12 protein-coding genes are annotated in these 20,602 nt (G+C 69.3%); 10 read left to right on the forward strand and 2 right to left on the reverse strand.

Annotated features, from left to right (window positions below; all coding sequences use genetic code 11):
- Positions 1-156: 156 nt before the first annotated feature.
- From ACFXI3_RS25035 to ACFXI3_RS25045, 3 genes are all read left to right on the forward strand, one after another.
- A complete protein-coding gene (locus ACFXI3_RS25035; protein WP_378402554.1) occupies positions 157-1,005 on the forward strand; it encodes an aminodeoxychorismate lyase in 849 nt (282 codons plus the stop codon).
- 598 nt (positions 1,006-1,603) lie between these two features.
- Positions 1,604-2,803 (forward strand): CynX/NimT family MFS transporter, encoded by a 1,200-nt coding sequence (locus ACFXI3_RS25040; RefSeq protein ID WP_378402556.1) that lies wholly within the window; start codon positions 1,604-1,606, stop codon positions 2,801-2,803.
- A gap of 73 nt (positions 2,804-2,876) precedes the next feature.
- Positions 2,877-3,383, forward strand: coding sequence for a flavodoxin domain-containing protein (locus tag ACFXI3_RS25045; RefSeq protein WP_378402558.1), 507 nt, complete (start codon positions 2,877-2,879; stop codon positions 3,381-3,383).
- A 6-nt stretch (positions 3,384-3,389) separates the two neighbouring features.
- Here ACFXI3_RS25045 and ACFXI3_RS25050 read toward each other — a convergent pair whose 3' ends face one another.
- Complete coding sequence (locus ACFXI3_RS25050) at positions 3,390-3,959, reverse strand: TetR/AcrR family transcriptional regulator (RefSeq protein WP_344278160.1); 570 nt, start codon at positions 3,957-3,959, stop codon at positions 3,390-3,392.
- Between the two features lie 70 nt (positions 3,960-4,029).
- Between ACFXI3_RS25050 and ACFXI3_RS25055 the strand changes: the two genes are divergently transcribed.
- The 4 genes from ACFXI3_RS25055 to dnaE all read left to right on the forward strand — a co-directional run bounded on the left by ACFXI3_RS25055 (position 4,030) and on the right by dnaE (position 11,060).
- Positions 4,030-4,434: a nuclear transport factor 2 family protein gene (locus tag ACFXI3_RS25055; RefSeq protein WP_378402560.1), complete on the forward strand. Its 405-nt coding sequence runs from the start codon at positions 4,030-4,032 to the stop codon at positions 4,432-4,434.
- Positions 4,435-4,616: 182 nt separating this feature from the next.
- Positions 4,617-5,819, forward strand: a complete 1,203-nt coding sequence (locus ACFXI3_RS25060) for an MFS transporter (protein WP_344278972.1) — start codon at positions 4,617-4,619, stop codon at positions 5,817-5,819.
- Between the two features lie 168 nt (positions 5,820-5,987).
- Positions 5,988-7,406, forward strand: coding sequence for a helix-turn-helix transcriptional regulator (locus tag ACFXI3_RS25065; RefSeq protein ID WP_378402638.1), 1,419 nt, complete (start codon positions 5,988-5,990; stop codon positions 7,404-7,406).
- 126 nt (positions 7,407-7,532) lie between these two features.
- Positions 7,533-11,060, forward strand: a complete 3,528-nt coding sequence (dnaE, locus tag ACFXI3_RS25070; RefSeq protein WP_378402562.1) for a DNA polymerase III subunit alpha — start codon at positions 7,533-7,535, stop codon at positions 11,058-11,060.
- Positions 11,061-11,082: 22 nt separating this feature from the next.
- Here the strand turns inward: dnaE and ACFXI3_RS25075 are convergent, their stop codons facing one another.
- Positions 11,083-16,545 (reverse strand): biotin carboxylase N-terminal domain-containing protein, encoded by a 5,463-nt coding sequence (locus ACFXI3_RS25075; protein ID WP_378402564.1) that lies wholly within the window; start codon positions 16,543-16,545, stop codon positions 11,083-11,085.
- Positions 16,546-17,052: 507 nt separating this feature from the next.
- Here ACFXI3_RS25075 and ACFXI3_RS25080 point away from each other — a divergent pair.
- From ACFXI3_RS25080 to ACFXI3_RS25090, 3 genes are read left to right on the forward strand one after another with little or no spacing between them, the layout of a single operon-like run.
- The gene (locus tag ACFXI3_RS25080) at positions 17,053-18,579 is read left to right on the forward strand and encodes a sugar ABC transporter ATP-binding protein (RefSeq protein ID WP_378402566.1); all 1,527 of its coding nucleotides are present in this window, start codon (positions 17,053-17,055) and stop codon (positions 18,577-18,579) included.
- Entirely contained in the window at positions 18,576-19,565 is a 990-nt protein-coding gene (locus ACFXI3_RS25085) for an ABC transporter permease (protein WP_378402568.1), read from the forward strand. The genes ACFXI3_RS25080 and ACFXI3_RS25085 overlap by 4 nt, the downstream gene beginning before the upstream one ends.
- 24 nt (positions 19,566-19,589) lie before the next feature.
- A complete protein-coding gene (locus ACFXI3_RS25090) occupies positions 19,590-20,600 on the forward strand; it encodes a substrate-binding domain-containing protein (protein ID WP_378402570.1) in 1,011 nt (336 codons plus the stop codon).
- The last annotated feature ends 2 nt before the right edge of the window (positions 20,601-20,602 follow it).

A 20,602-nucleotide genomic window follows, 5' to 3' on the forward strand; every position in this document is an offset into this window, starting at 1 on the left:
CTGACGGAGCTGCGTGCACGGCCCCCCGGGCCGGGCGCGCAGCTCCGTCAGACGCCGACTTAAAGGCGATCCCGCCCGCGACGACGAAGTCGGCGCCATCAAACACAGCGTCCCGCCGCGCCGACGAAGTCGGCGCCAAAAACAGAGGATCGAGACATGCGTGTTCTTGGCTACTTGGACGGTTCCGTGGCCGACCCGGACGACCCGGCGATCAAGGTCGCCGACCTCGGCCTGCTCCGCGGCGACGGGGTGTTCGAGACGGTCCTGATCGAGGACGGCGAACCGCGGGAACTGGACCTGCACCTGGACCGTCTGGCCCGGTCGGCCCGGATGACGGAGCTGCCCGAACCGGACGACGCGCAGTGGGAACGGGCCATCCGCGCGGTGATCGACCACTGGCCCGACGACAGCGAAATCGCGATGAAACTCATCTACACCAGGGGATTGGACGCCGAGCCCGACTCCCCGCCGACGGCCTTCGCGCTCGGGCTCGAGATCAGCCCGAGGATGATGCGCGAGCGGACGGAGGGGATCGCCGCGATCACCCTGGAACGAGGCGTCGAACCGGGCCTCGCCGAACGTGCGCCGTGGCTTCTGCTGGGCGCGAAGACGTTGTCGTACGCGGTGAACATGGCCGCCCTGCGCGAGGCCGATCGTCGTGGCGCGTCGGACGTCATCTTCACCGCGACCGACGGTTCGGTGCTGGAAGGCCCGACGGTGTCGGTGGTGCTGGTGCGCGGCCGGACGCTGTACACGCCGCCGCCGATCATCGGCATCCTGCCCGGGACGACGCAGGCCGCGGTGTACCGGGGTGCGGAGAGGGCCGGTTTCACCGCGAAGATCGAGACGCTGACCGCGGACGATCTGTTCTCGGGGGACGGGGTTTTCGTCGCGTCGTCGGTGCGCAAGCTGACCCGGGTGCACACCCTGGACGGCAAGGTGCTGCCCGACTCGACCGAATTGCACCGCGAATTGAGCGCGGCTTACGAATCGGTGTACCGGTAAGGATCTTGCTTGCCCGGCGTCGGTGCGGGCAAGATCGGGAAGGACAATTTCGCCCGCTTCGGGATTCCCGGCGGGCGGCGGGGAGGGAATATTCCGGTTGGCCTCGACGCGACTGCCGCTCCGGTGCGGTTCCGACGGCATTCGCGTCCGGGGCGGCTCGGGGAGACTCGGGGAGGGGATTCGATGAGCGACCCGGTTCTGCGGCGTGTCTCCGGTGCGCTGGGGCTTCTCGGTGCGGGGGCGCAGACCGTTCCCAGTCTGCTAAGGGGTCCCGGTGCGGGGCGGCGGGCCGTTCCGTGTTGAGCGGGAGTTCTCGGTGCGGGGCGGCAAGCCGTCCTCTGTCGGGCGGGGGTTCTCAGTGTCGGACCGCAAGCCGTCCTCTGGCGGCCGGGGTTTCTCGGTGTAGGGCCGCAGACCGTCCCCTGTCGCCCGGAAATTCTCGGTGCGGGGTCCGTGCCGTGACCGCTCCTTCCGCCCCTGCGCCCTCCGCAGCTCCCGAAGGCGGCGCCCCGCTGCGTCCCGACCCGATCCTGGCCGTCGATCCGTCCGTGAGAACCGTTCCCCGCCAGCCGAAACGTCCCGTCGCGGAGGCCGCCTCATGACCGCCCGTCCCGCTCCCGCGCCTCCCCGCCGCGGGACCCCGTTGCGTCCCGCGCTCATCCTCGTCGGCGTGCTGCTGATCGCCACCAACCTGCGCGCCGCGATCACCACCCTCGGGCCCATCCTGAGCCTCGTCCAAGCCGACCAGGGGCTTTCTTCGGTAGCCGCCTCGGTTTTGGTCAGCGTGCCGCTCATCGCGTTCGCCGTGTGCTCGCCGATCGCGCCCAAGGTCGCCGCGAAGCTGGGGCTGGAGCGGGCGCTCGGCGCGGCGGTGCTGCTGCTCGCGGTCGGGATCCTGGTGCGATCCACGCCGCCGCAGGTGTTGCTGTGGACCGGAACCGTGCTGCTCGGGGTTGCGATCGCGATCCTGAACGTCTTGCTGCCCGCGCTGGTCAAACGCGATTTTCCCAGTCGGATCGGCCCGATTACCGGGACGTACACGGCGGTCCAGTCCGGGGTCGCCGCGATTGCCGCGGGGGTGGCGGTTCCGCTGGCCGGGCAGCAGGCCGGCGGGTGGCGGTTGTCGCTGGGGATCTGGGCCGGGCTCGCGCTCGTGGCGCTGGGGGTTTTTCTTCCGCGACTGCGGAGGTCCGCGGCCGCACCGGCGCTCGCGCCGGCGGTTGGTGCGGCACGGCCGTGGACGAGTGCCTTGGCTTGGCAGGTCACGGTTTTCATGGGTCTGCAGTCGCTGGCGTTCTATGTGCTGGTGACCTGGTTGTCTTCGATCGAGCACGCTGCGGGCATCAGTTCGGTGACTGCCGGGTTTCATCAGTTGCTGTTCAATCTTTCCGGGCTGGCCGGGAGTCTGGTGTGTTCCGCGCTTGTCCATCGGTTGCCTGATCAGCGGGCGGTCGCTGTCGCCGGGTCGTTGCTGTTGACGGCGGCGTTGACCGGGTTGCTGGTCGCGCCTGGGGCCGCGGTGGTGTGGGCGGTTCTGGCCGGGTTCGCCGGCGGGATCACGTTGGCGTTGGCCTTGTCGCTGTTTGGGTTGCGTACCAAGGATTATTCCGTCGCCGGGGCGTTGTCCGGGATGGCGCAGTCGGCGGGTTACACGCTTGCCGCGGTGGGGCCGATCGCTATCGGCGCGATTCACGACGCTACGTCGTCTTGGACGCCCGCTCTTGGGGTGTTGATCGCGTTGGCGCTGGTGCAGACGGTGTTCGGGGGGTTGGCTTCCCGACCTCGAACGATCGGGTGATCGTTGCGCTGAAGCAGGATCGCGGGGACGGTCCGGACAGGCGCGGTCTGCCGGATGGGTGGACAATAAGGACATGATCAACGTCCTCGTCGCGCATGCGGGCAAGCGCGGCGCTACGCGCGAGATCGCCGAAGTCGTCGGCGAGGAGTTGCGTGCCGCCGAGTTCGCCGTTGACGTGCGGGACGCTGGCGAGGTCGACCGAGTCACGGAGTACGCCGCGGTGGTGGTCGGCAGCGCGCTTTACTACGCGCGGTGGCGGCCCGAGGCGGTGCGGTTGCTGGAGCGCAACACCGAAGCGTTGCGGGCGCGGCCGGTGTGGTTGTTCCACAGTGGACCGTGCGGGCCGGGTGCGAATCTCGCCCGGGTGAGCTTGCCCGCTCGGGTGACGTTGCTGGCGGCCGCGATCGACGCGGGGCGCACCGAGACGTTCGGCGGGCGGCTTGACCCGGCGCTCGCGGACGGCGTCCTGGAGAAGCTGATGGCGCGGGGCAACCGAGCGGGGGACTTCCGCGACTGGGACCGGATTCGGGCGTGGGCGCGGGACATCGGGCGCCGGATTCTGTCTCGCGTCCCGATCTGAGCCGGGTCAGGACGCGCCGAGCACCCGTAACACCGTGGTGGACAGCTCTTTTTCGGCGTCCTCCGGGGAAAGCCGTCCCGCGTCGGCCTCTCCCGCGGCGGCGTGGCCCAGCTGGATGATGACCGTGACCAGCCAGTCCACGGGGGGCTGACGGTCGAACTCGCCGGCGAGCTGCCCGCGTTCGACGATCCGCCGCAATCGGTCGGCGACTGGTTCGTGCTGCTCGCGGCCGTCTTCCGCGGAGGATGCCGTCGAACCGAACCGGCGCAGCAGCATCGGGTATCGCGAGGACGCTCGGCGGGCGGCGTCGAGCACTCGCAAGATCGCGTCCGCCGCGGGTCCGGTGTCCGGGCCTGCGGCGTCCATCGCGTCGACGGCTTCTTCGGTGAGCCGGTCGAGTACGGCGGCCAGAAGTCGTTCGCGGGAAGGGAAATGGGCGTACACGGTCTGGCGGGTCACGCCCGCCGTCGTGGCGATGCCCTCGACGCTCGCGTCCGGATCGGCTTCCAGCACGCGGAGCGCCGCGTCGAGGATCGCGGCGCGGCTGCGCTGGGCGTCGGCGCGGAGTTTCGACATCTCTTACACCTTGTCAAATTTAGCTCGAGCGGATATCTTACAGTGTGTCAGAGTTCGCCTGGGAGGGGTTATGGACACGCTGGAACGCACCGATCCGCATGCTGATCCGAAGGAGTTCATCGCGCGCTTCTTCACGTCGTTCACCGACGATCTGGTGCGCACCGACGAGGACGCGGCGACAGTGGTCGATCGCTATCACACGCACGACGTCGTGCAGATCGCCGACGGGGTGCGGATCGACCGCGACCGGCTGGTCGCGCATTGCCGTCCGGTGCGGAAAAACCGGCCGGACAGCCGGATCGAAGTCCACGAGGCGATGGCCGACGGCGACCGCGTCGCCGCGCGGTACACGTTGCACGTACGTCAACGAGGAAAGGAGCTTGAGATCGAGGTGTCGTTCTTCGGGCAGTTCGCCGCGGACGGCCGGATGCGCGAGGCGCACCTGCTGACCCGTTCGGCGAAAACGTCCGAGTAACCCGATTCCTCCGCTTTCGCTTGGTATGTCAGGGATATCCTGAGTCCACATGCGACTCTTGCCTCGTCGCCACGCCGGGTGTAGACCAAGCCGGTGACCGAAAACGCAGCCGGGGGCAAGGAAAACGCAAGCTCAACGCCGATCAGCGAAACTCGTTCCTCGCCGCGTGGCTCGGCTGGAGCATGGACGCCTTCGACTATTTCCTGGTCGTGTTCGTGCTCGCGGACATCGCGAAGGACAAATCGTTCGGGGCCACCGCCACGCAGCTGGCGTTCATCACCACCGCGACGCTCGTGATGCGCCCGGTCGGCGCGCTGCTGTTCGGGCTGTGGGCGGACCGGTCCGGGCGGCGCATCCCGCTGATGGTCGACGTCCTGCTGTACTCGGCGGCGGGCGTGCTGTGCGCGGTCGCGCCGAACTTCACCGTGCTGCTGATCCTGCGGTTCATTTACGGCGTCGGCATGGGCGGCGAGTGGGGCCTGGGCGCGGCGCTCGCGATGGAGAAGATTCCGGTGGAGCGGCGCGGGTTCTTCTCCGGACTGCTGCAGGCGGGCTACTCCGCCGGGTACCTGCTGGCCGCGCTGGCGTACCTGCTGTTCCACACCGCGCTCGGCCTGGAGTGGCGGTGGATCTTCGTGCTGAGCATTTTCCCGGCGCTGATCAGCCTGCTGATCCGGGCGCGGGTCAAGGAATCCGAGGTGTGGGAGGCGGCGCAGGAGAAGATGCGCGTCACCCGGACGTCGGTCAAGGACGTCCTGTTCAACCCGAAGGTGCTGCGCCGGTTCGGCTACCTCGTGCTGCTGATGACCGCGTTCAACTGGATGTCCCACGGCACGCAGGACGTCTACCCGACGTTCCTGAAGGCGACCGACCACGGCGGCGCCGGCTTGAGCGCCGCGACCAGCACGTGGATCGCCGTGCTGTACAACGTCGGCGCGATCATCGGCGGACTGGTCTTCGGCTCGCTGTCGGAACGCTTCGGCCGCCGGATGACCATCGTCGGCGCGGCGGTGCTCGGCCTGCCGATCGTCCCGATCTTCGCCGTCGACCACGGGGCCGGGATGCTCGCGCTCGGCTCGTTCCTGATGCAGGTCATGGTGCAAGGCGCGTGGGGCGTCATCCCTGCGCACCTCACTGAGATGTCCCCGGACGCGATCCGCGGCTTCTTCCCCGGAGTCACCTATCAGCTGGGCAACCTGCTGGCCGCGCTGAACCTGCCGATCCAGCAGAGCATCGCGCAGTCGCAGGGTTACACGGCCGCGCTCCTGTGGACGGTGATCCCGGTGCTCATCGCGGTCGCCGTGCTGACCTCCCTGGGCAAGGAGGCGAAGTCCATCCGCTTCGGAGGGGAAGGCGCGACGACCGCGCCCGCCGGAACGTCCTGATCCTTTCCGCCTGCTGGTCCGGGCGACCTTGCCGTCGAACAATCGCCGATATATCGTGGGCATATCGGCGATCGTTCGACGACCAAGGAGGAGCACATGACAAGGACCGCAGGCGGAGGACACCTGTTCCAGGGCTTCGGCGGCCCGGAACGTTTCGGCGGACCCGGGATGCCGTTCGGCTTCGGCCGCCCCGGCCCAGTTCTCCCTGGTGACGGGGGCCGAGGCGCACCCTTCGACCAGCCGCCCCCGCGCGGTGACGGGAGTGGCCGACATCCGGGCGGGCCAGGGGAAGGACACGGATGGCCCGGGGAGGGCGGCCCGGGCGGGGAGCACGGGCACCCGGACGGGTTCGGCGACCTGGACGCCTGGTTCGGACGCGCGAGCGGACCCGGCTGGGCAGGATTGTTCGGCGGGCGAGGCCCGGGCTTCGCCCAGCACGCGGTGTTCGGCGGACCGGGTGCCAGGTTCGGCCAGACCGGGCTCTTCGGAGCACCTGGAATCAGCTTCGGCTGGCCCGGTCACCCGGGGCATGAGGGCGAGCCGGGCGACCGCCATGGCTGGCTGGGCGAACCGGGGGAGGGTCAGGCGCACCCCGGTCCTTCGGGGGAGCACTCCGGCCATTTGGGTGATGAGGGCGGGCACCCTGGGTCCCTCGGCCATCCCGGTCGTCCGGGCGAGTCGCCGCACCACGCGGGTCATCCCGGTGGTCCCGGCGAACCGGAGGAGGGTCACGCGCAGCCCGGTACTCCGGGGGAGCGCCCAGGCCATTTCGGTCATGCGGGCGGGCACCCCGGGCACCTGGGCCTTCCCGGTCGTCCGGGCGAGTGGCCCTATCACGCCGGGCATCCCGGTCATCCGGGTGAGCACCCAGGACATCCAGGGCACCTCGGCGGCGAGGAAGCCTGGGGCGACACCGTCTTCGAAGCCCGAGGCGGCTTCCCTCCGGGGCCTCCCGGTCCGCCTGGGCCTCCCGGGCCGCCGCATCGGCCGGGGTTTTCCGGGTTTCCGGGGTTCCCTGGCTTCCCCGGGTTTCCCGGCGGGCCAGGAGGACCCGGCGGCCCAGGCGGACCGGGAGGTCCGGGCGGCTTCTTCGGCGGCTCGCGGCACGGCGGACGAGGCGGGCGCGGGCCGGCCCGTCCGGTGCGTCCGGCCGTGCTCGCCTTGCTGGCCGAGGAGCCCCGTCACGGTTATCAGTTGATGCAGGAGATCCGGCGCCGCACGAATGACGAGTGGCGGCCCAGTCCGGGCTCCATCTACCCGATTCTGCAGCAGCTCGAGGACGAAGGCCTCGTCCGCACGGCGGAAGAGGGCGGCCGGCGCGTCGCGCATCTCACCGAAGCCGGGCGCGAGCACGTCGCCGGGCGGGAGGAGGAGTTCGCGGCGCTCTGGGAGTCTCCGGCGCGCGAGGAGGAACCGGGAGCTGACCGCTTCGCCGCGCTGTACCAGCAGATCGGCGAGCTGGGCGGGGCCGCGGCGCAGGTCGCGCACGCCGGCAGCGAGGCGCAGTTCGCGGAGGCGCGCAAGGTCCTTCGCGAAGCGCGCCGCCGGTTGTACGCGTTGCTCGCGGACGACGACTCCGAAGAATAAAACCGCGGCCGGATGAGTCCACAAAGGACTCATCCGACCGCGGTACCTCGGGGCACAACCAGTGGTGGTCCGAGCGCGCGTGTCGGTTGTTGGACGCCGCCGTAGTGCGACGGGTCCAATGCGGCCATGCCATCGTTTGTCCACCTGCACGTCCACACTGAGTACTCCATGCTGGACGGTGCGGCGAAGATCGGTCCTTTGTTCGCGGAGGCGGCCCGGTTGGGGATGCCCGCGGTGGGGATGACTGATCACGGGAACATGTACGGCGGGGACGAGTTTTTTCAGACGTCGAAGAAGCACGGGATCAAGCCGATCATCGGTATTGAGGCGTATGTGGCGCCGGAGTCGCGGTTTCACAAGAAGCCGGTGTTCTGGGGGCAGTCGAACCAGCGGGGTGCGGACGAGCTGGGCGAGGGCGGCGACGTCTCGGGTGCGGGTGCGTACACGCACATGACGATGCTGGCGGGGAACGCGACGGGTTTGCGGAATTTGTTCAAGCTGTCGTCGCTGGCGTCGATCCAGGGGTATTACCGGAAGCCGCGGATGGATCGGGAGCTGATCGCGGAGAACGCGGCGGGGATCATCGCGACCACGGGCTGCCCGTCGGGCGAGGTGCAGACGCGGTTGCGGCTGGGCCAGCGCGAGGCCGCGATCCAGGCGGCGTCGGATTACAAGGACATTTTCGGGGCGGGGAATTTCTTCCTGGAGCTGATGGACCACGGGCTGCCGATCGAGCGGTCGGTGCGCGAGGGCCTGCTGGAGATCGGGAAGCTGCTGGACCTTCCGCCGCTGGCCACCAACGACTCGCACTATGTGACGAAGGACCAGGCGGACACGCACTCGGCGTTGTTGTGCGTGCAGGCGGGGAAGACGTTGAACGACCCGACCCGGTTCAAGTTCGACGGGGACGGCTACTTCCTGAAGTCGGCGGAGGAGATGCGGGAGTACTGGGACAAGGAGGTCCCGGGCGCGGCGAACAACACGCTCCTGATCGCCGAGCGGGTCGAGTCGTACGAGGACGTGTACACGCACAAGGACCGGATGCCGGTCTTCGACGTCCCCGAAGGCCACACCGAAGCCACCTGGCTGCATCACGACGTAATGGCCGGGCTAGCGCACCGGTTGCCGGACGGGGTACCCGAAGAGTATCGGGAGCGCGCCGAGTACGAGCTCAAGGTCATTGTGGACAAAGGGTTTCCCGGATACTTCCTGATCACGGCCGACCTGATGACGCACGCCCGCGAGGCGGGAATCCGGGTCGGGCCGGGTCGCGGGTCGGCGGCAGGATCGCTGGTCGCGTACGCGCTCCGCATCACCAACCTCGATCCGATCCGGCACGGTCTGCTCTTCGAACGCTTTCTGAACCCGGAACGAGTGTCCATGCCGGACATCGACATGGACTTCGACGACCGCCGCCGCGGCGAGATGATCCGGTACGCCACCGAGAAATACGGCTCCGACCGGATCGCGCAGGTGATCACTTTCGGTACCATCAAAACGAAAGCGGCGATCAAGGACTCCGCGCGGGTCCACTTCGGACAACCCGGGTATTCGATCGCGGACCGGATCTCCAAGGCCTTGCCGCCGCCGGTGGCTGCCAAAGACATTCCGCTGGCGGGAATCGTGGACGCCAAGCACGAGCGTTACGCGGAGGCGGCCGAGGTCCGCACGCTGGTCGAGACCGACGAGGAGTGCAAGACGATCTTCGACACCGCTCGCGGCCTGGAAGGGTTGATCCGCAACGCCGGCGTGCACGCCTGCGCAGTGATCATGTCGAGCGAGCCGTTGCTGGACGCGATTCCGTTGTGGCGCAGGGACGACGGGTCGATCATCACCGGCTGGGACTATCCGTCGTGCGAGGCCATCGGCCTGCTGAAGATGGACTTCCTCGGCCTGCGCAACCTCACCGTCATCGGCGACGCGATTGACAACATCAAGGCCAACCGCGGCGAGGACGTCGACCTCGACCGGCTGGCGACCGACGACGCCGAGACCTTCGCTCTGCTGGTCCGCGGTGACAGTCTCGGAGTGTTCCAATTGGACGGTGGTGCGATGCGGGATCTGTTGCGCCGCCTGCGTCCCACCGGGTTCGAGGACATCGTGGCCGTCAACGCGCTCTACCGGCCGGGTCCGATGGCGATGAACACGCACAACAACTATGCCGACCGCAAGAACAAGCGGCAAGCCATCGAACCGATCCATCCGGAACTGGCGGAACCGCTGCGCGAGATCCTCGCCGAAACGCACGGTCTGGTGGTGTATCAGGAACAGATCATGCAGATCGCGCAGAAGGTCGCCGGATACTCGATGGGCCGAGCGGACGTGCTGCGGCGCGCGATGGGCAAGAAGAAAAAGGAAGTCCTCGAGAAGGAATTCGAGGGTTTCCGCGCCGGGATGATCGAAAACGGGTTCTCCGGCGAGGCTGTGCAAGCGTTGTGGGACACGATCCTGCCGTTCGCGGGCTACGCGTTCAACAAGTCGCACGCCGCTGGATACGCGCTAGTCGGATACTGGACGGCGTATCTGAAGGCGAATTACACCGCGGAGTACATGGCCGCGTTGCTGACGTCGGTCGGTGACAACAAGGACAAGTCGGCGATCTATCTGTCGGAGTGCCGGCGGCTGGGGATCAAGGTGTTGCCGCCGGACGTGAACGAGTCGGCTTTGCGGTTCGCGGCCGTCGGGAGCGACATCCGCTTCGGTTTGGGCGCGGTGCGCAACGTGGGCGCGAACGTGGTGGAGTCGATCATCAAGACGCGCGAGGAGAAGGGGAAGTACTCCTCGTTCACCGAGTTCCTGGACAAGTCGGAGCTGGTGGCCTGCAACAAGCGAGTGATCGAGTCGCTGATCAAGGCGGGCGCGTTCGACTCGATGGGCCACACGCGGCTGTCGATGATCCAGGTGCACGAGGACGCGGTGGAAGCCGTCGTCCCGCTCAAGCGCCAGGAAGCGATGGGCCAATTCGACCTGTTCGGCGGAGAAAACAAAGAACCGGCTTCGTCACCGTTGGCGCACGTGAAATTCACCGCTGAGGAGTGGCCGCGCAAGCAATTGCTGGCGCACGAACGAGACATGCTCGGACTCTACGTTTCGGCCCATCCGCTGGACGGTGCCGAGGGCGTCCTCCGCAAACACGCGCCGCGCACGATCGCGGCGATCATCGACAATCCGCCGAGAGAAGGCGAACTCGTCGTCGCGGGATTGATCACTTCGCTGGAGCGGCGGGTGAACAAAAAAGGCGAACCCTGGGCGATTTGCACGGTCGAGGATTTGGACGCGTCGCTGGAGGTGTTGTTCTTCGCCAAGTCGTACGCGTTGTGCGCGGCGGATCTGGTGGAGGACAACGCGGTGCTCGTGAAGGGCCGGGTGAACTGGCGGGAGGACAAAATGTCGGTCTTCGGGGCGGATCTGGCGCCGCTCGATCTGACGGAACTCGGGGATACGCCGCTGGTGCTGCACACGCGGGCGGAGAAGGTGACGCTGCCGGTGGTGCTGGAGTTGAAGCAGACTTTGCTGGCGCACCAGGGAAACACGCCGGTGCACCTGCATGTGGGGGAGCAGCGCTACGCCCTGGACGGGTACTCGGTCAAGGTGACCCCGGCGCTGCTGGGCGAGGTGAAGACGATCCGGGGAATCACCGTGGGTGCCGGTTGAGTACCGGCACCCACGGGAATCCTCAGCCCTTCAAGCCGTGCTCGATCGCCTCGATGATCCGCGGCCGAAGCTGCGCCGTGCTGACGATCGCGTCCACCGACCCGACCTCGACCGCGCGCTGAATGCTGTGCACCCGGTCGAACTCCGAAGCCACCGCGCCGAGCTTCTCAGCCCGCACCGAAGACGTCACCTCGGCCAGCTCAGCCGCACAAGCAGCCCGCTCGGCACCGCTCAGTTCGCCGAGCCGCTTCTGCAACTCGGCCACCCGCGGGTCATTCGCCGTCCGGGTCTTGACCTCACCCGCGAACACCACCGCCGCCGCGGGCGCGCCGCCCAGCACGGAGGCGAACGAACCCTCCAGCGCCAGCACCGTCATGTTCGGGTTCAGCGCCTTCGAGAACACCACGAACGCCCCGCCGTGGTAGCGCGAGATCACCGTGAACACGATCGGGCCCTCGAAGTTCACGATCGCGCGGCCGATCTCGGCCCCGTACTCCAGCTGCAGCTTCTTCATCGACTCCGGCGAGCCGTCGAAGCCGGACAGGTTCGCCAGCACCACCAGCGGACGGTTGCCGCTGGCCGCGTTGATCGCGCGGGCCGCCTTCTTCGACGACTTCGGGAACAGTGTGCCCGCGGTGAACGTGTCCGGGCCGTCGGTGGGCGGGAAGCCGCGGCGCGGCACCGAGCGCGACTCGATGCCCAGCAGACACACCGGCCGCCCGCCGATGTGCACGTCCTGCACCGCGGCGGTGTCCGCGTCCGCCATGCCCGCCCAGCGTTCCAGCACCGGGTGGTCCTGATCGGACAGCGCGCGCATCACCGTGCGGATGTCGAACGGCTTCTTGCGGTCCGGGTTGTGCTCGGCGGAGAAGATCTGGCCCACCGTGGCGAAATCGCTGCCGACGACGGCGTGCGGGTAGTCCGACACGTCGCGCCCGGCCGGGTCGGTGGTGACCGCCTGGCGCGGGCCCGCTTCGCCCGGCACCACATAGGTGTGCGCGTAGTGCGCCATCAGCACGTCGCGCGCCCCAGCGAGGTTCGGCGCCCAGTACTGCGCCTGCCCGTTCGGGCCCATCACGCGGTCGTAGCCGCCGATGCCGAAGTTGTCCTCGGCCGACACGCCGCCGGAGAAGTCCAGCGACTGCTTGCCGGTGAGCACCATCGCCGAATCCGGCGTCATCACCAGGATGCCCTTGGTGTGCATGAGCATCGTGGCCTCGGCGTTCCAGTACGGCTGCGCGCCCACGGTGATCCCGGCGACCACGATGTTGATCTCGCCGCCGTCCTGGGTGAACTCGACGATCCGCTTCAGCGCGGCCGCGACCCAGTCCATGTTCTCGGTGCCGGACTCCATCGAGATCCGCGCGCCGGAGGACAACGCGAACCATTCGACCGGAACTTGAAGCTCCTCCGCCAGGTTCAGCGCCGCGATGACCCGCGTGCACTCCGGTTCGGCCAGCGCGCCGAGCGACTTCGTCGGGTCGCCCAGCAGCACCACGCGCTTGACGCCCTCGGGCACGCGTTCGGTCGGCGTGCTGACCACGCCGGCCACCAGCCCGGCCTTGTTCTGCCCGCGCGGCCGGTCGACCGGGACCAGCACGCCGCTGTCGTCGAGGTCATGCTCCGCGAAGGAGCCGCCGCCGGCCAGCAGTTCGGTGAGCTCGTACGGGTACACCGTGTCGCGGCGCGCCGCGCGCAGCACCTTCTGCCGGTAGTCGTCCAGCGGCTGCACCGGTTCGGTGCTGGGAGCCTCGACTGACAGCCGCACGCCCGCGCCGACCTCGTTGCGGACCGTCACCGCGATGTCGGTCAGCTCGCCGGTTTCGGCGTTCCGCTGCCGCGCCAGGAACTGGATTTCCTCCAGGCCCGCGCCCGCGGTGGTCGGCAGCACACGGCGGGCGAGCAGGTTCAGCTCGTCCATCGTCAGCTCGCTCGTCGGCCACACGTAGATGACGATCCGGTTGGTGTCGAACCGGTTCTTCGCCGGACGCCGCGCCTGCGCGTTGCGGACCGCGTCGAGGCACGCGGCGAGCGTGTCCTCGGCCGAGGGCAGCGACACGAGCCTTCCGTCCGCCTCGCGCAGCGGCGTGAGGTCCCGGACCTGCGCCATCGCGATCAGCCGCTCGTCGGCCGGGTTCGCCTTCGCGGTGCCGGTGAACAGGTACACCTCTTCGTCCGCCGACGGCAGCCGCGTGAGGTCGAATTCCTGCAGCCGCTCCAGCTGCAGCCGCTCGGCCACGCGCGGGTGCAGCCCGCGGATCACCCGGTCCTCGGCGAACCCGGATTCGGTCCGGCGGAAGGTGAAGTGGTGGTGCATCACCGCGCCGCCGCCCCCGGCGACAGTGGTGACGACCCGGTCGACGTCCGCCGGAAGCGGTTGCGCGGCCACGATTTCGCCCAGCTTCGCGGCCATCGCGTCGCTGTCGGGCTGGTCGGTCCACTTCAGATAGACGTCCGCGGCGACCGGCACCCCGGCGTCGGCGGACAGCTCGGCCACCGCGCGCATCGCGTCCGGCAGCTGCGGGAAGTCGACCGCGGTGGTGACCACGCGTGCCGGTTCGGGGTGCTCCGCGGTGACGAACGAGCAGCCCGCGACCTCGCGCACGCGCACGTCGGTGAGCGCCTTGTTGCCGTAGTAGCGCCGGGTCAGCACTTCGAGCATCGGGGCCGGGTCCGCGCCCGGCCGCCCGATCCGCTGGCCGAGCAGCCGCACCAGCGGCTCGTTGCTCGACACCATGCCGGAGATCCGCTCGGCGCGGTCGGCCGCGTCCGGGTTGCGGTCCAGGTAGCTCAGGTGGCCGCGGATCTCGGCGTACACCTCGGCGCGGGCCCGGCGCAGCAGCGGCTGTGCGAACCAGCGGAACACCACGCCGCGGGCGAGGTCGCTGACCGCCGGGAAACGCAGCTGGGTGGCGGCGATCAGGTGCTCCAGCGCGAGCCCGGCCGTTTCGCGCAGCTCGGCCGAGGGCGGGGCCTCGGTCAGCCATTGCCGCAGCAGCGCGGAAACGATCGCGCTGTCGCTCGAAGCCCGTTGCTGGGCAAGGAAAATCCGGAAGACCGCCTCTTCCAGCTCCGGCGTGCGCTCCAGGTCGCCGACGCCGTAGTGGCCGAGCACGCGGCGCAGCCTGCCCTGGAATTTCTCCGGCAGCCCGGCCCGCTCGACGTCGAGGCTCTGCAGGTAGGTGTGGAAGTACTCGCGGGCGCTGTGCACCGGGCTCGACGCGCTGAGGTCGTCCGCCGCGGGCTTGTTCCGGCTCAGCTCGGACAGGTCGGCGAAGACGTCCAGCAGCCCGAGCTCGCCCTCCAGCGGACGCGACGGCAGCTCCGCGCGCGCCGCCAGGTAGCCGCTGAGCACGCGGCCCTGGTCGTGCGGGTCGACGTCGAAGCCGAGCAGCAGGCTGCGCAGATCCTGGCTGCCGCGCTCCACCAGGTCGGCCGCGCTGGTGCCGTCCTGCTCGGCGGGCAGGTCGATCTCGGCGGTCTCGGCTTCCGCGGCGGCCTCGTCCTCGGCCTCGTCGGCGAGCGGTTCGAGGCGCAGCAGCGGCGCGCCGGTCTCCACCTGGCTGCCGATCGACACCGGCAGTTCCTTGACCCTGGCCCGGAACGGCGCGCGCAGCACCGTCTCCATCTTCATGCTTTCGAGCACGAGCACCGGCGCGCCGGACTCGATCTCGTCGTCCACCGCGACCGGCGTGGCGACCACCAGCGCGGGCGCGGGGGAGCGGACGACGCCGCCCTCGTCGCGGCTGATCCGGTGCGTGACGCCGTCGACCTCGACCAGGTGGATCGGCCCGTGCGTGCCGGTGACGAGCCGGAACCGCGTGCCGTTGACGGTGATCTGCCCGCTGTACTCGTCGAAGCGCTCGATTTCGACGTCGGCCGGGTGCACGTCGCCGCCGCCGCTGACGCCGATCCGGAACCGCTTCGGCCCGGTGCGCGCGACCGTGACGCGGTACGAAGCGCCGCGCAGTTTCAGGTCCAGCGGACGGATTTCGTGGCGCACCTGCGGACGGCCGCCGAAAGCGGTGGACAGCAGCCGCTGCCGGCCGACCTCCTCGTCGTCCTCGTAGGCCTCGATCGCCGCCGCGGCGAGCGCGACCGCGGAGTGCCGCGTGGTGACGAGACGGCCTTCGGCGCGGACGCGGTCGATCCAGCCGGTGTCCGCGCTGGCGTCGATCACCTCGGGCTGGTCGAGCAGGTCGAGCACGAAGCTCTTGTTGGTGGCGCCGCCCTCGATGAGCACGGACGTCTCGGACATCGCCCGGCGCAGCCGCGCGAGCGCCTGGTCGCGGTCGCGGCCGTAGGCGATGATCTTGGCAATCATCGAGTCGAAGTCGGCGGGGATCGTGTCGCCCTCGCTGACGCCGGTGTCGACCCGGATGCCCGGGCCGGCGGGCAGCAGCAGCCGCGCGATGCGGCCCGGGGACGGCGCGAAGTCGCGGTCCGGGTCCTCGGCGTTGAGCCGCGCCTCGACGGCGTGCCCGGACTCGGCGGGCTGCTCGCCTTCGAGCTTGCCGCCGGACGCGACGTGCAGCTGCAGCCGCACCAGGTCGGTTCCGGTGGTGATCTCGGTGATCGGGTGCTCCACCTGGAGCCGGGTGTTGACCTCGAGGAAGGCGAACATCCGGTCGCCGGGGTGGTAGAGGAATTCGACGGTGCACGCGCCGCGGTAGCCGACCGCGACCGCGAGCCGCTCGGCCGACGCCTTCAGCTCGGCGGTCTGGTCCGCCCCGAGCACCGGCGACGCGGACTCCTCGATGATCTTCTGGTTGCGCCGCTGCACCGAGCAGTCGCGGACGCCGAGCGCCCACGCGGTCTCGCCGTCGGAGATCACCTGGACCTCGACGTGCCGCGCGCCGGTGACCAGGCGCTCCAGGAACACGACGCCGCTGCCGAACGCGCGCAGCGCTTCCTGGCTGGTGCGCTCGTACGCCTCGGTGAGGTCGCCCGCCGACTCCACCTTGCGGATGCCGCGCCCGCCGCCGCCCGCGGTGGCCTTGAGCATCAGCGGGTAGCCGATCTTGTCGCCGGCGGCCAGCGCTTCCTCGAGCGTCGCGACCTCGCCGCCGCTCCACGGAGCGACCGGGACGCCGACCTCCTCGGCGATCAGCTTCGCGCCGATCTTGTCGCCGAGCTTGCGCATCGCGTCCGCGCTCGGGCCGACGAAAACGACCCCGACCTTCTCGCACAGCTCGGCGAACGCCGGGTCCTCGGCGACGAAGCCCCAGCCGACCCACGCGGCGTCAGCCTTCGTGTCGACCAGCGCCTTCTCCAGCTTGGCGAGGTCGAGATACGGCCGCGCGGAGGCGGGGCCGAGCGAATACGCGACGTCGGCTTCGCGGACGAAAGTCGCGGTGGCGTCCGCGTCCGTGTAGAGCGCGACCGTCTCGATCCGTCGCCCGGTCTCGGCGGACAGGTCCCGGACGGCGTGGATCAGCCGCATCGCGGCCTCTCCGCGATTGACGATGGCGACGCGATTGAACACGGACAAAGCCTCCCAGCGAACCCAACTACACCCACGCACAGCAGGCGACGCCGGACCCGCCGGAACGTCGCCTGTCTTCGTCGTACACATTGCTCCCTTACCGCCGGGTACACCAATGTCGCGGATGACGCATGCCGCGCCTGCCGGTTTGTAGGAACCCGCCAAAAACGGCTCGTGTCACGTCGTCCGGACCTGATTTCTCGCGAGGTATGCCACAAATCACGCCCGGTTGGCCAGGGGCGGCGGCAAGTGGACGGCCAGGCGTTTCCAGGGGGTCGGTCAGGGGTTACCCGGAGTTCAGGCGCGGAACCCGGCGGGCGCCGGCCCGCTTCCGCAACGGTCCGTGAAGGGCTCCTTGAGGGAATCAGATTCCCTCAAGGAGCCCTTCACGGACCTTCGCCGATGCCCCGTGGGCAATGGGAAAATGTGACCCTTGACACCCTCCTGAGCTGGCCCTACCGTGCGGGTAATCGATTTCTCGACGTGGGGCGGGCCGAGAGGCGGGGCATGGGCGACGGCGGCGCGCTGGTCGAACTGGCCGGCGTCAGCAAGACCTACGGCGGGGTGCGTGCCCTGGGCGCGGTGGACTTCACCGCGGCGAAGGGGGAGGTGCACGCACTGCTCGGCGAGAACGGGGCAGGCAAGTCCACGCTGCTGAAGATCTTGTCCGGGGAGGTCGCCGCCGGGGAGGGGGCGATCCGGATCGCGGGGGAGGCGGTCCGGTTCGCCCGTCCGGCCGACGCGCGCCGCGCCGGGGTCGCGATGATCCACCAGGAACTCGACCTCGTTCCCGCGCTTTCGGTGGCGGAGAACGTCTTTCTCGGCCGCGAACCGCACACCCGCGGCGGCACGATCGACCGGCGGCGGATGGTCGCGGCCACGCGCGAGGTGCTGCAGCGCTCCGGTGTGGACCTCGACCCGCGCACGCCGGTCGAACGGCTGCGCACCGGCGAACAGCAACTCGTCACCATCGCGAAAGCGCTGTCGCTGGACGCCCGCATCCTGCTGATGGACGAACCGACGTCGGCGCTGTCGCCGCGCGAGGTGGAGCGACTGTTCACGGTGATCGACCAGCTGCGCGCCGATGGGGCGGCGATTGTTTATGTGTCGCACCGGATGGACGAGATCGGCCGGGTCGCGGACCGCGCGACGGTGCTGCGCAACGGCGAGGTCGTCGCGGAGTTCAGCGCGGCTGAGCTGACTGCCGAGCGGGCCGCGGAGGCGATGGTGGGCCGTCCGGTGCACCTGATGTTCCGCGCGGACAGCGTGTCCTCGCCGGATCAGGATGATGTGCTCCGGGTGGAGGATCTCGTGGTGCGGCCGCGCGCCGGGCGGCGGGAGCCGGACGGGATCAGCCTGACCGTGCGGGCCGGGGAGATCGTCGGTGTGGCCGGGTTGCTCGGTGCGGGGCGGACGGAGCTGTTGGAGACGCTCTACGGCGCTTCCGGCAGCAAGCTGTTGGGCGGAAGGATTTTCTTGCGCGGCAGGGAGTTCCGGCCGCGATCGCCGCGCAGTTCGCTGCGGTCCGGTATCGCGTTCGTACCCGAGGACCGGCGGATCGCGGGGCTGGCGCTGGAACATTCCGTCGTGGCGAACACCGTGTTGTCCATTGTGGAGCGATTGGCTCGGTTCGGGATCGTTCCCGGCCGTCGCGAACGGACGGTGGCGGGGGAGGAAGCGGGGCGGCTCGGGGTGAAACTGGGGTCGCTCGCCGATCCTGTGGGTTCGCTGTCCGGTGGCAATCAGCAGAAAGTGGTGCTGGGCCGGGCTTTGCTCACCGAACCGGTGTTGCTGCTGCTGGACGAACCGACGCGCGGGGTGGACGTGGGGGCGAAGGCGGAGATCTACCGGTTGCTCGGCGAGGCCGCGCGACGCGGCGTCGGGGTGCTGCTGGCGTCGTCGGAACCGGCTGAGCTGGTCGGGGTGTGTGATCGCGTGGTGGTGCTGCGCGGCGGACGCAGTGTGCACGAACTGGACACGGCCAGTGCCGGCGAGGCGGAATTGCTCGCCGCGTCGATGGGAGACGTCCGGTGAGGGGGCGCGCCGTGCTGGCCGCGGTGTTCCGGTTCCAGAGCGTCTTCGGGCTGGTGCTGGTCTTCGCCGCGGCGATCGTCTTTTCCCCGCATCGCGACGGGGAGCTGGTGTTTCTCGGCAGCGGCAACCTGTTCAACGTCGTCCGCGCGATCTCCGAGATCGGGATCATCGCGGTCGGCATGACGCTGGTGATCCTGGTCGGCGGCATCGATCTGTCGGTGGGCTCGGTGATGGGCCTGGCCAGCGTCGGCGTCGCGCTGCTGCTGCCCAGCGGCGGCTGGGGCCTCGTGCCGGGCGTGCTGATCGTTTTGGCGCTCGGCTTCGGTTTCGGTCTGCTGCAAGGGATCGCGAGCGCGCGGTTCCGGATCCAGTCGTTCATCGTGACGCTCGCCGGGATGCAGATCGCCCGCGGGATCGCCCGGATGTGGTCCGGCGGCGAGGGCGTTTCGATCACCTACGGCGACGGTCCCGGCCAGGCTCCGGTGCCGTTCTCACTGCTGGGCGAGCGGACTTTCGGCGGCGTGGTCCCGATTCCGGCGCTGTTCTTCGTGGTCGTCGCCGCGCTGGCGGTGCTGGTGCTGCGGGCGAGCGCGTTTTCCCGGCACGTGTACGCGATCGGCGGCAACGAAAAGGCCGCGGTGCTGTCCGGGGTGCCGGTGATCCGGGTGAAGGTGCTGGTCTTCGGTTTGTGCGGGCTGCTCGCCGCGCTGGCCGGGATCGTCCACGCGGGACAGTACAACTTCGGCGGGCCCAACGACGGCACCGGCTACGAGCTGAACGCCATCGCGGCCGTCGTGATCGGCGGAACCAGCCTGTCCGGCGGGCGCGGGTCGGTGTCCGGCACCGTCGCGGGCGCTCTGCTGGTCGGCGTGCTCGACAACATTCTCCAGCTCAACGACATCGATTCGAACGTCCAGCTGATCGTGGTCGGCGCGGTGATCGTGCTCGCCGCGGGCCTGCAGCGGCTGCGCCCGGCCACGGCATAAGGCGTTCGGGGAAAAGAGGAGCAGATGTCCGGCATCATCCGCGGCGGGTTGGTCCTGGCGGGGCTGGCCCTCGTCTCGGCCGTCGCCGCCTGCGGCACCACCCACGAGAACGCACCGGGTGCGTCGTCCGGCACCGCGCCGGCCGCGAAGCAGTGCCACGGCCCCAGCGGGAAATACAAGATCGGGATGAGCCAGGCGAATCTCGCCGAGCCGTATCGCGTGCGGATGGACGACGACGTCCGCAAGGCCGCGGCCGGCGTGCCGCAATTCAGCGTCAGCTACGCGGATGCCGCACAGGACAACGCGAAACAGGTCGAGCAGGTCAACACTTTCCTCACCCAGGGCATCGACCTGCTGATCATCAGCCCGAACGAGGCGACGCCGCTCACCAGCGTCGTGAAGAAGGCTTACGACCAGGGTATTCCGGTTCTGGTCCTGGACCGGAAGGTGGACGGCGACGGGTACACGTCGTTCATCGGCGCGGACAATGTGGACATCGGCCGTCAAGCGGGCAAGTTCTTCGCCGAGAAATTGCTGCCGCACGGCGGAAAAGTCGTCGAGCTGAAGGGGCTCGCCGGCTCGACTCCCGCCAAGGAACGCAGCGACGGATTCAACCAGGGCATCACTGACCGCAACATCACCGTCGTGGGCACCGCGGACGCGGACTGGTTGCGGGACAAGGGACAACAGCAGGCGGACGCGTTGCTGAAGGCGCACCCGGACGCGCAGGCGATGTTCTCCGAAAACGACCCGATGGCCGAGGGCGCGCGCATCGCCGCGCAGAACGCGGGCCGCGCGGACCTGCCGATCGTCGGCATCGACGGCTTGCCAGTGCCCGAAGGCGGCATCAAAGCGGTAGAGGCCGGCCGCCTGTCCGCGACGTTCATTTACCCGACTGGCGGCAAGGAAGCCGTTGCCGCGGCGAAAAAACTGCTCGTCGATTGCCAAACCGTGCCGAAGACGCAGACCCTGCCCACCCGCCTGGTGACGCGCGACAACGCGGCCCAGGTGTACGCCGAGCTGAACCGGAGCTGACA

It is taken from the genome of Amycolatopsis sp. NPDC059235 (assembly GCF_042754125.1).
GTDB classification, from domain to species: domain Bacteria; phylum Actinomycetota; class Actinomycetes; order Mycobacteriales; family Pseudonocardiaceae; genus Amycolatopsis; species Amycolatopsis albidoflava.

What these genes read in the sequence shown, in the direction of transcription:
- ACFXI3_RS25035 (WP_378402554.1), top strand. Translation starts at nt 157, where the DNA reads ATGCGTGTTCTTGGCTACTTGGACGGTTCCGTGGCCGACCCGGACGAC.
- ACFXI3_RS25040 (WP_378402556.1), top strand. Translation starts at nt 1,604, where the DNA reads ATGACCGCCCGTCCCGCTCCCGCGCCTCCCCGCCGCGGGACCCCGTTG.
- ACFXI3_RS25045 (WP_378402558.1), top strand. Translation starts at nt 2,877, where the DNA reads ATGATCAACGTCCTCGTCGCGCATGCGGGCAAGCGCGGCGCTACGCGC.
- ACFXI3_RS25050 (WP_344278160.1), bottom strand. Translation starts at nt 3,959, where the DNA reads ATGTCGAAACTCCGCGCCGACGCCCAGCGCAGCCGCGCCGCGATCCTC.
- ACFXI3_RS25055 (WP_378402560.1), top strand. Translation starts at nt 4,030, where the DNA reads ATGGACACGCTGGAACGCACCGATCCGCATGCTGATCCGAAGGAGTTC.
- ACFXI3_RS25060 (WP_344278972.1), top strand. Translation starts at nt 4,617, where the DNA reads ATGGACGCCTTCGACTATTTCCTGGTCGTGTTCGTGCTCGCGGACATC.
- ACFXI3_RS25065 (WP_378402638.1), top strand. Translation starts at nt 5,988, where the DNA reads ATGCCGTTCGGCTTCGGCCGCCCCGGCCCAGTTCTCCCTGGTGACGGG.
- dnaE (WP_378402562.1), top strand. Translation starts at nt 7,533, where the DNA reads ATGCCATCGTTTGTCCACCTGCACGTCCACACTGAGTACTCCATGCTG.
- ACFXI3_RS25080 (WP_378402566.1), top strand. Translation starts at nt 17,053, where the DNA reads ATGGGCGACGGCGGCGCGCTGGTCGAACTGGCCGGCGTCAGCAAGACC.
- ACFXI3_RS25090 (WP_378402570.1), top strand. Translation starts at nt 19,590, where the DNA reads ATGTCCGGCATCATCCGCGGCGGGTTGGTCCTGGCGGGGCTGGCCCTC.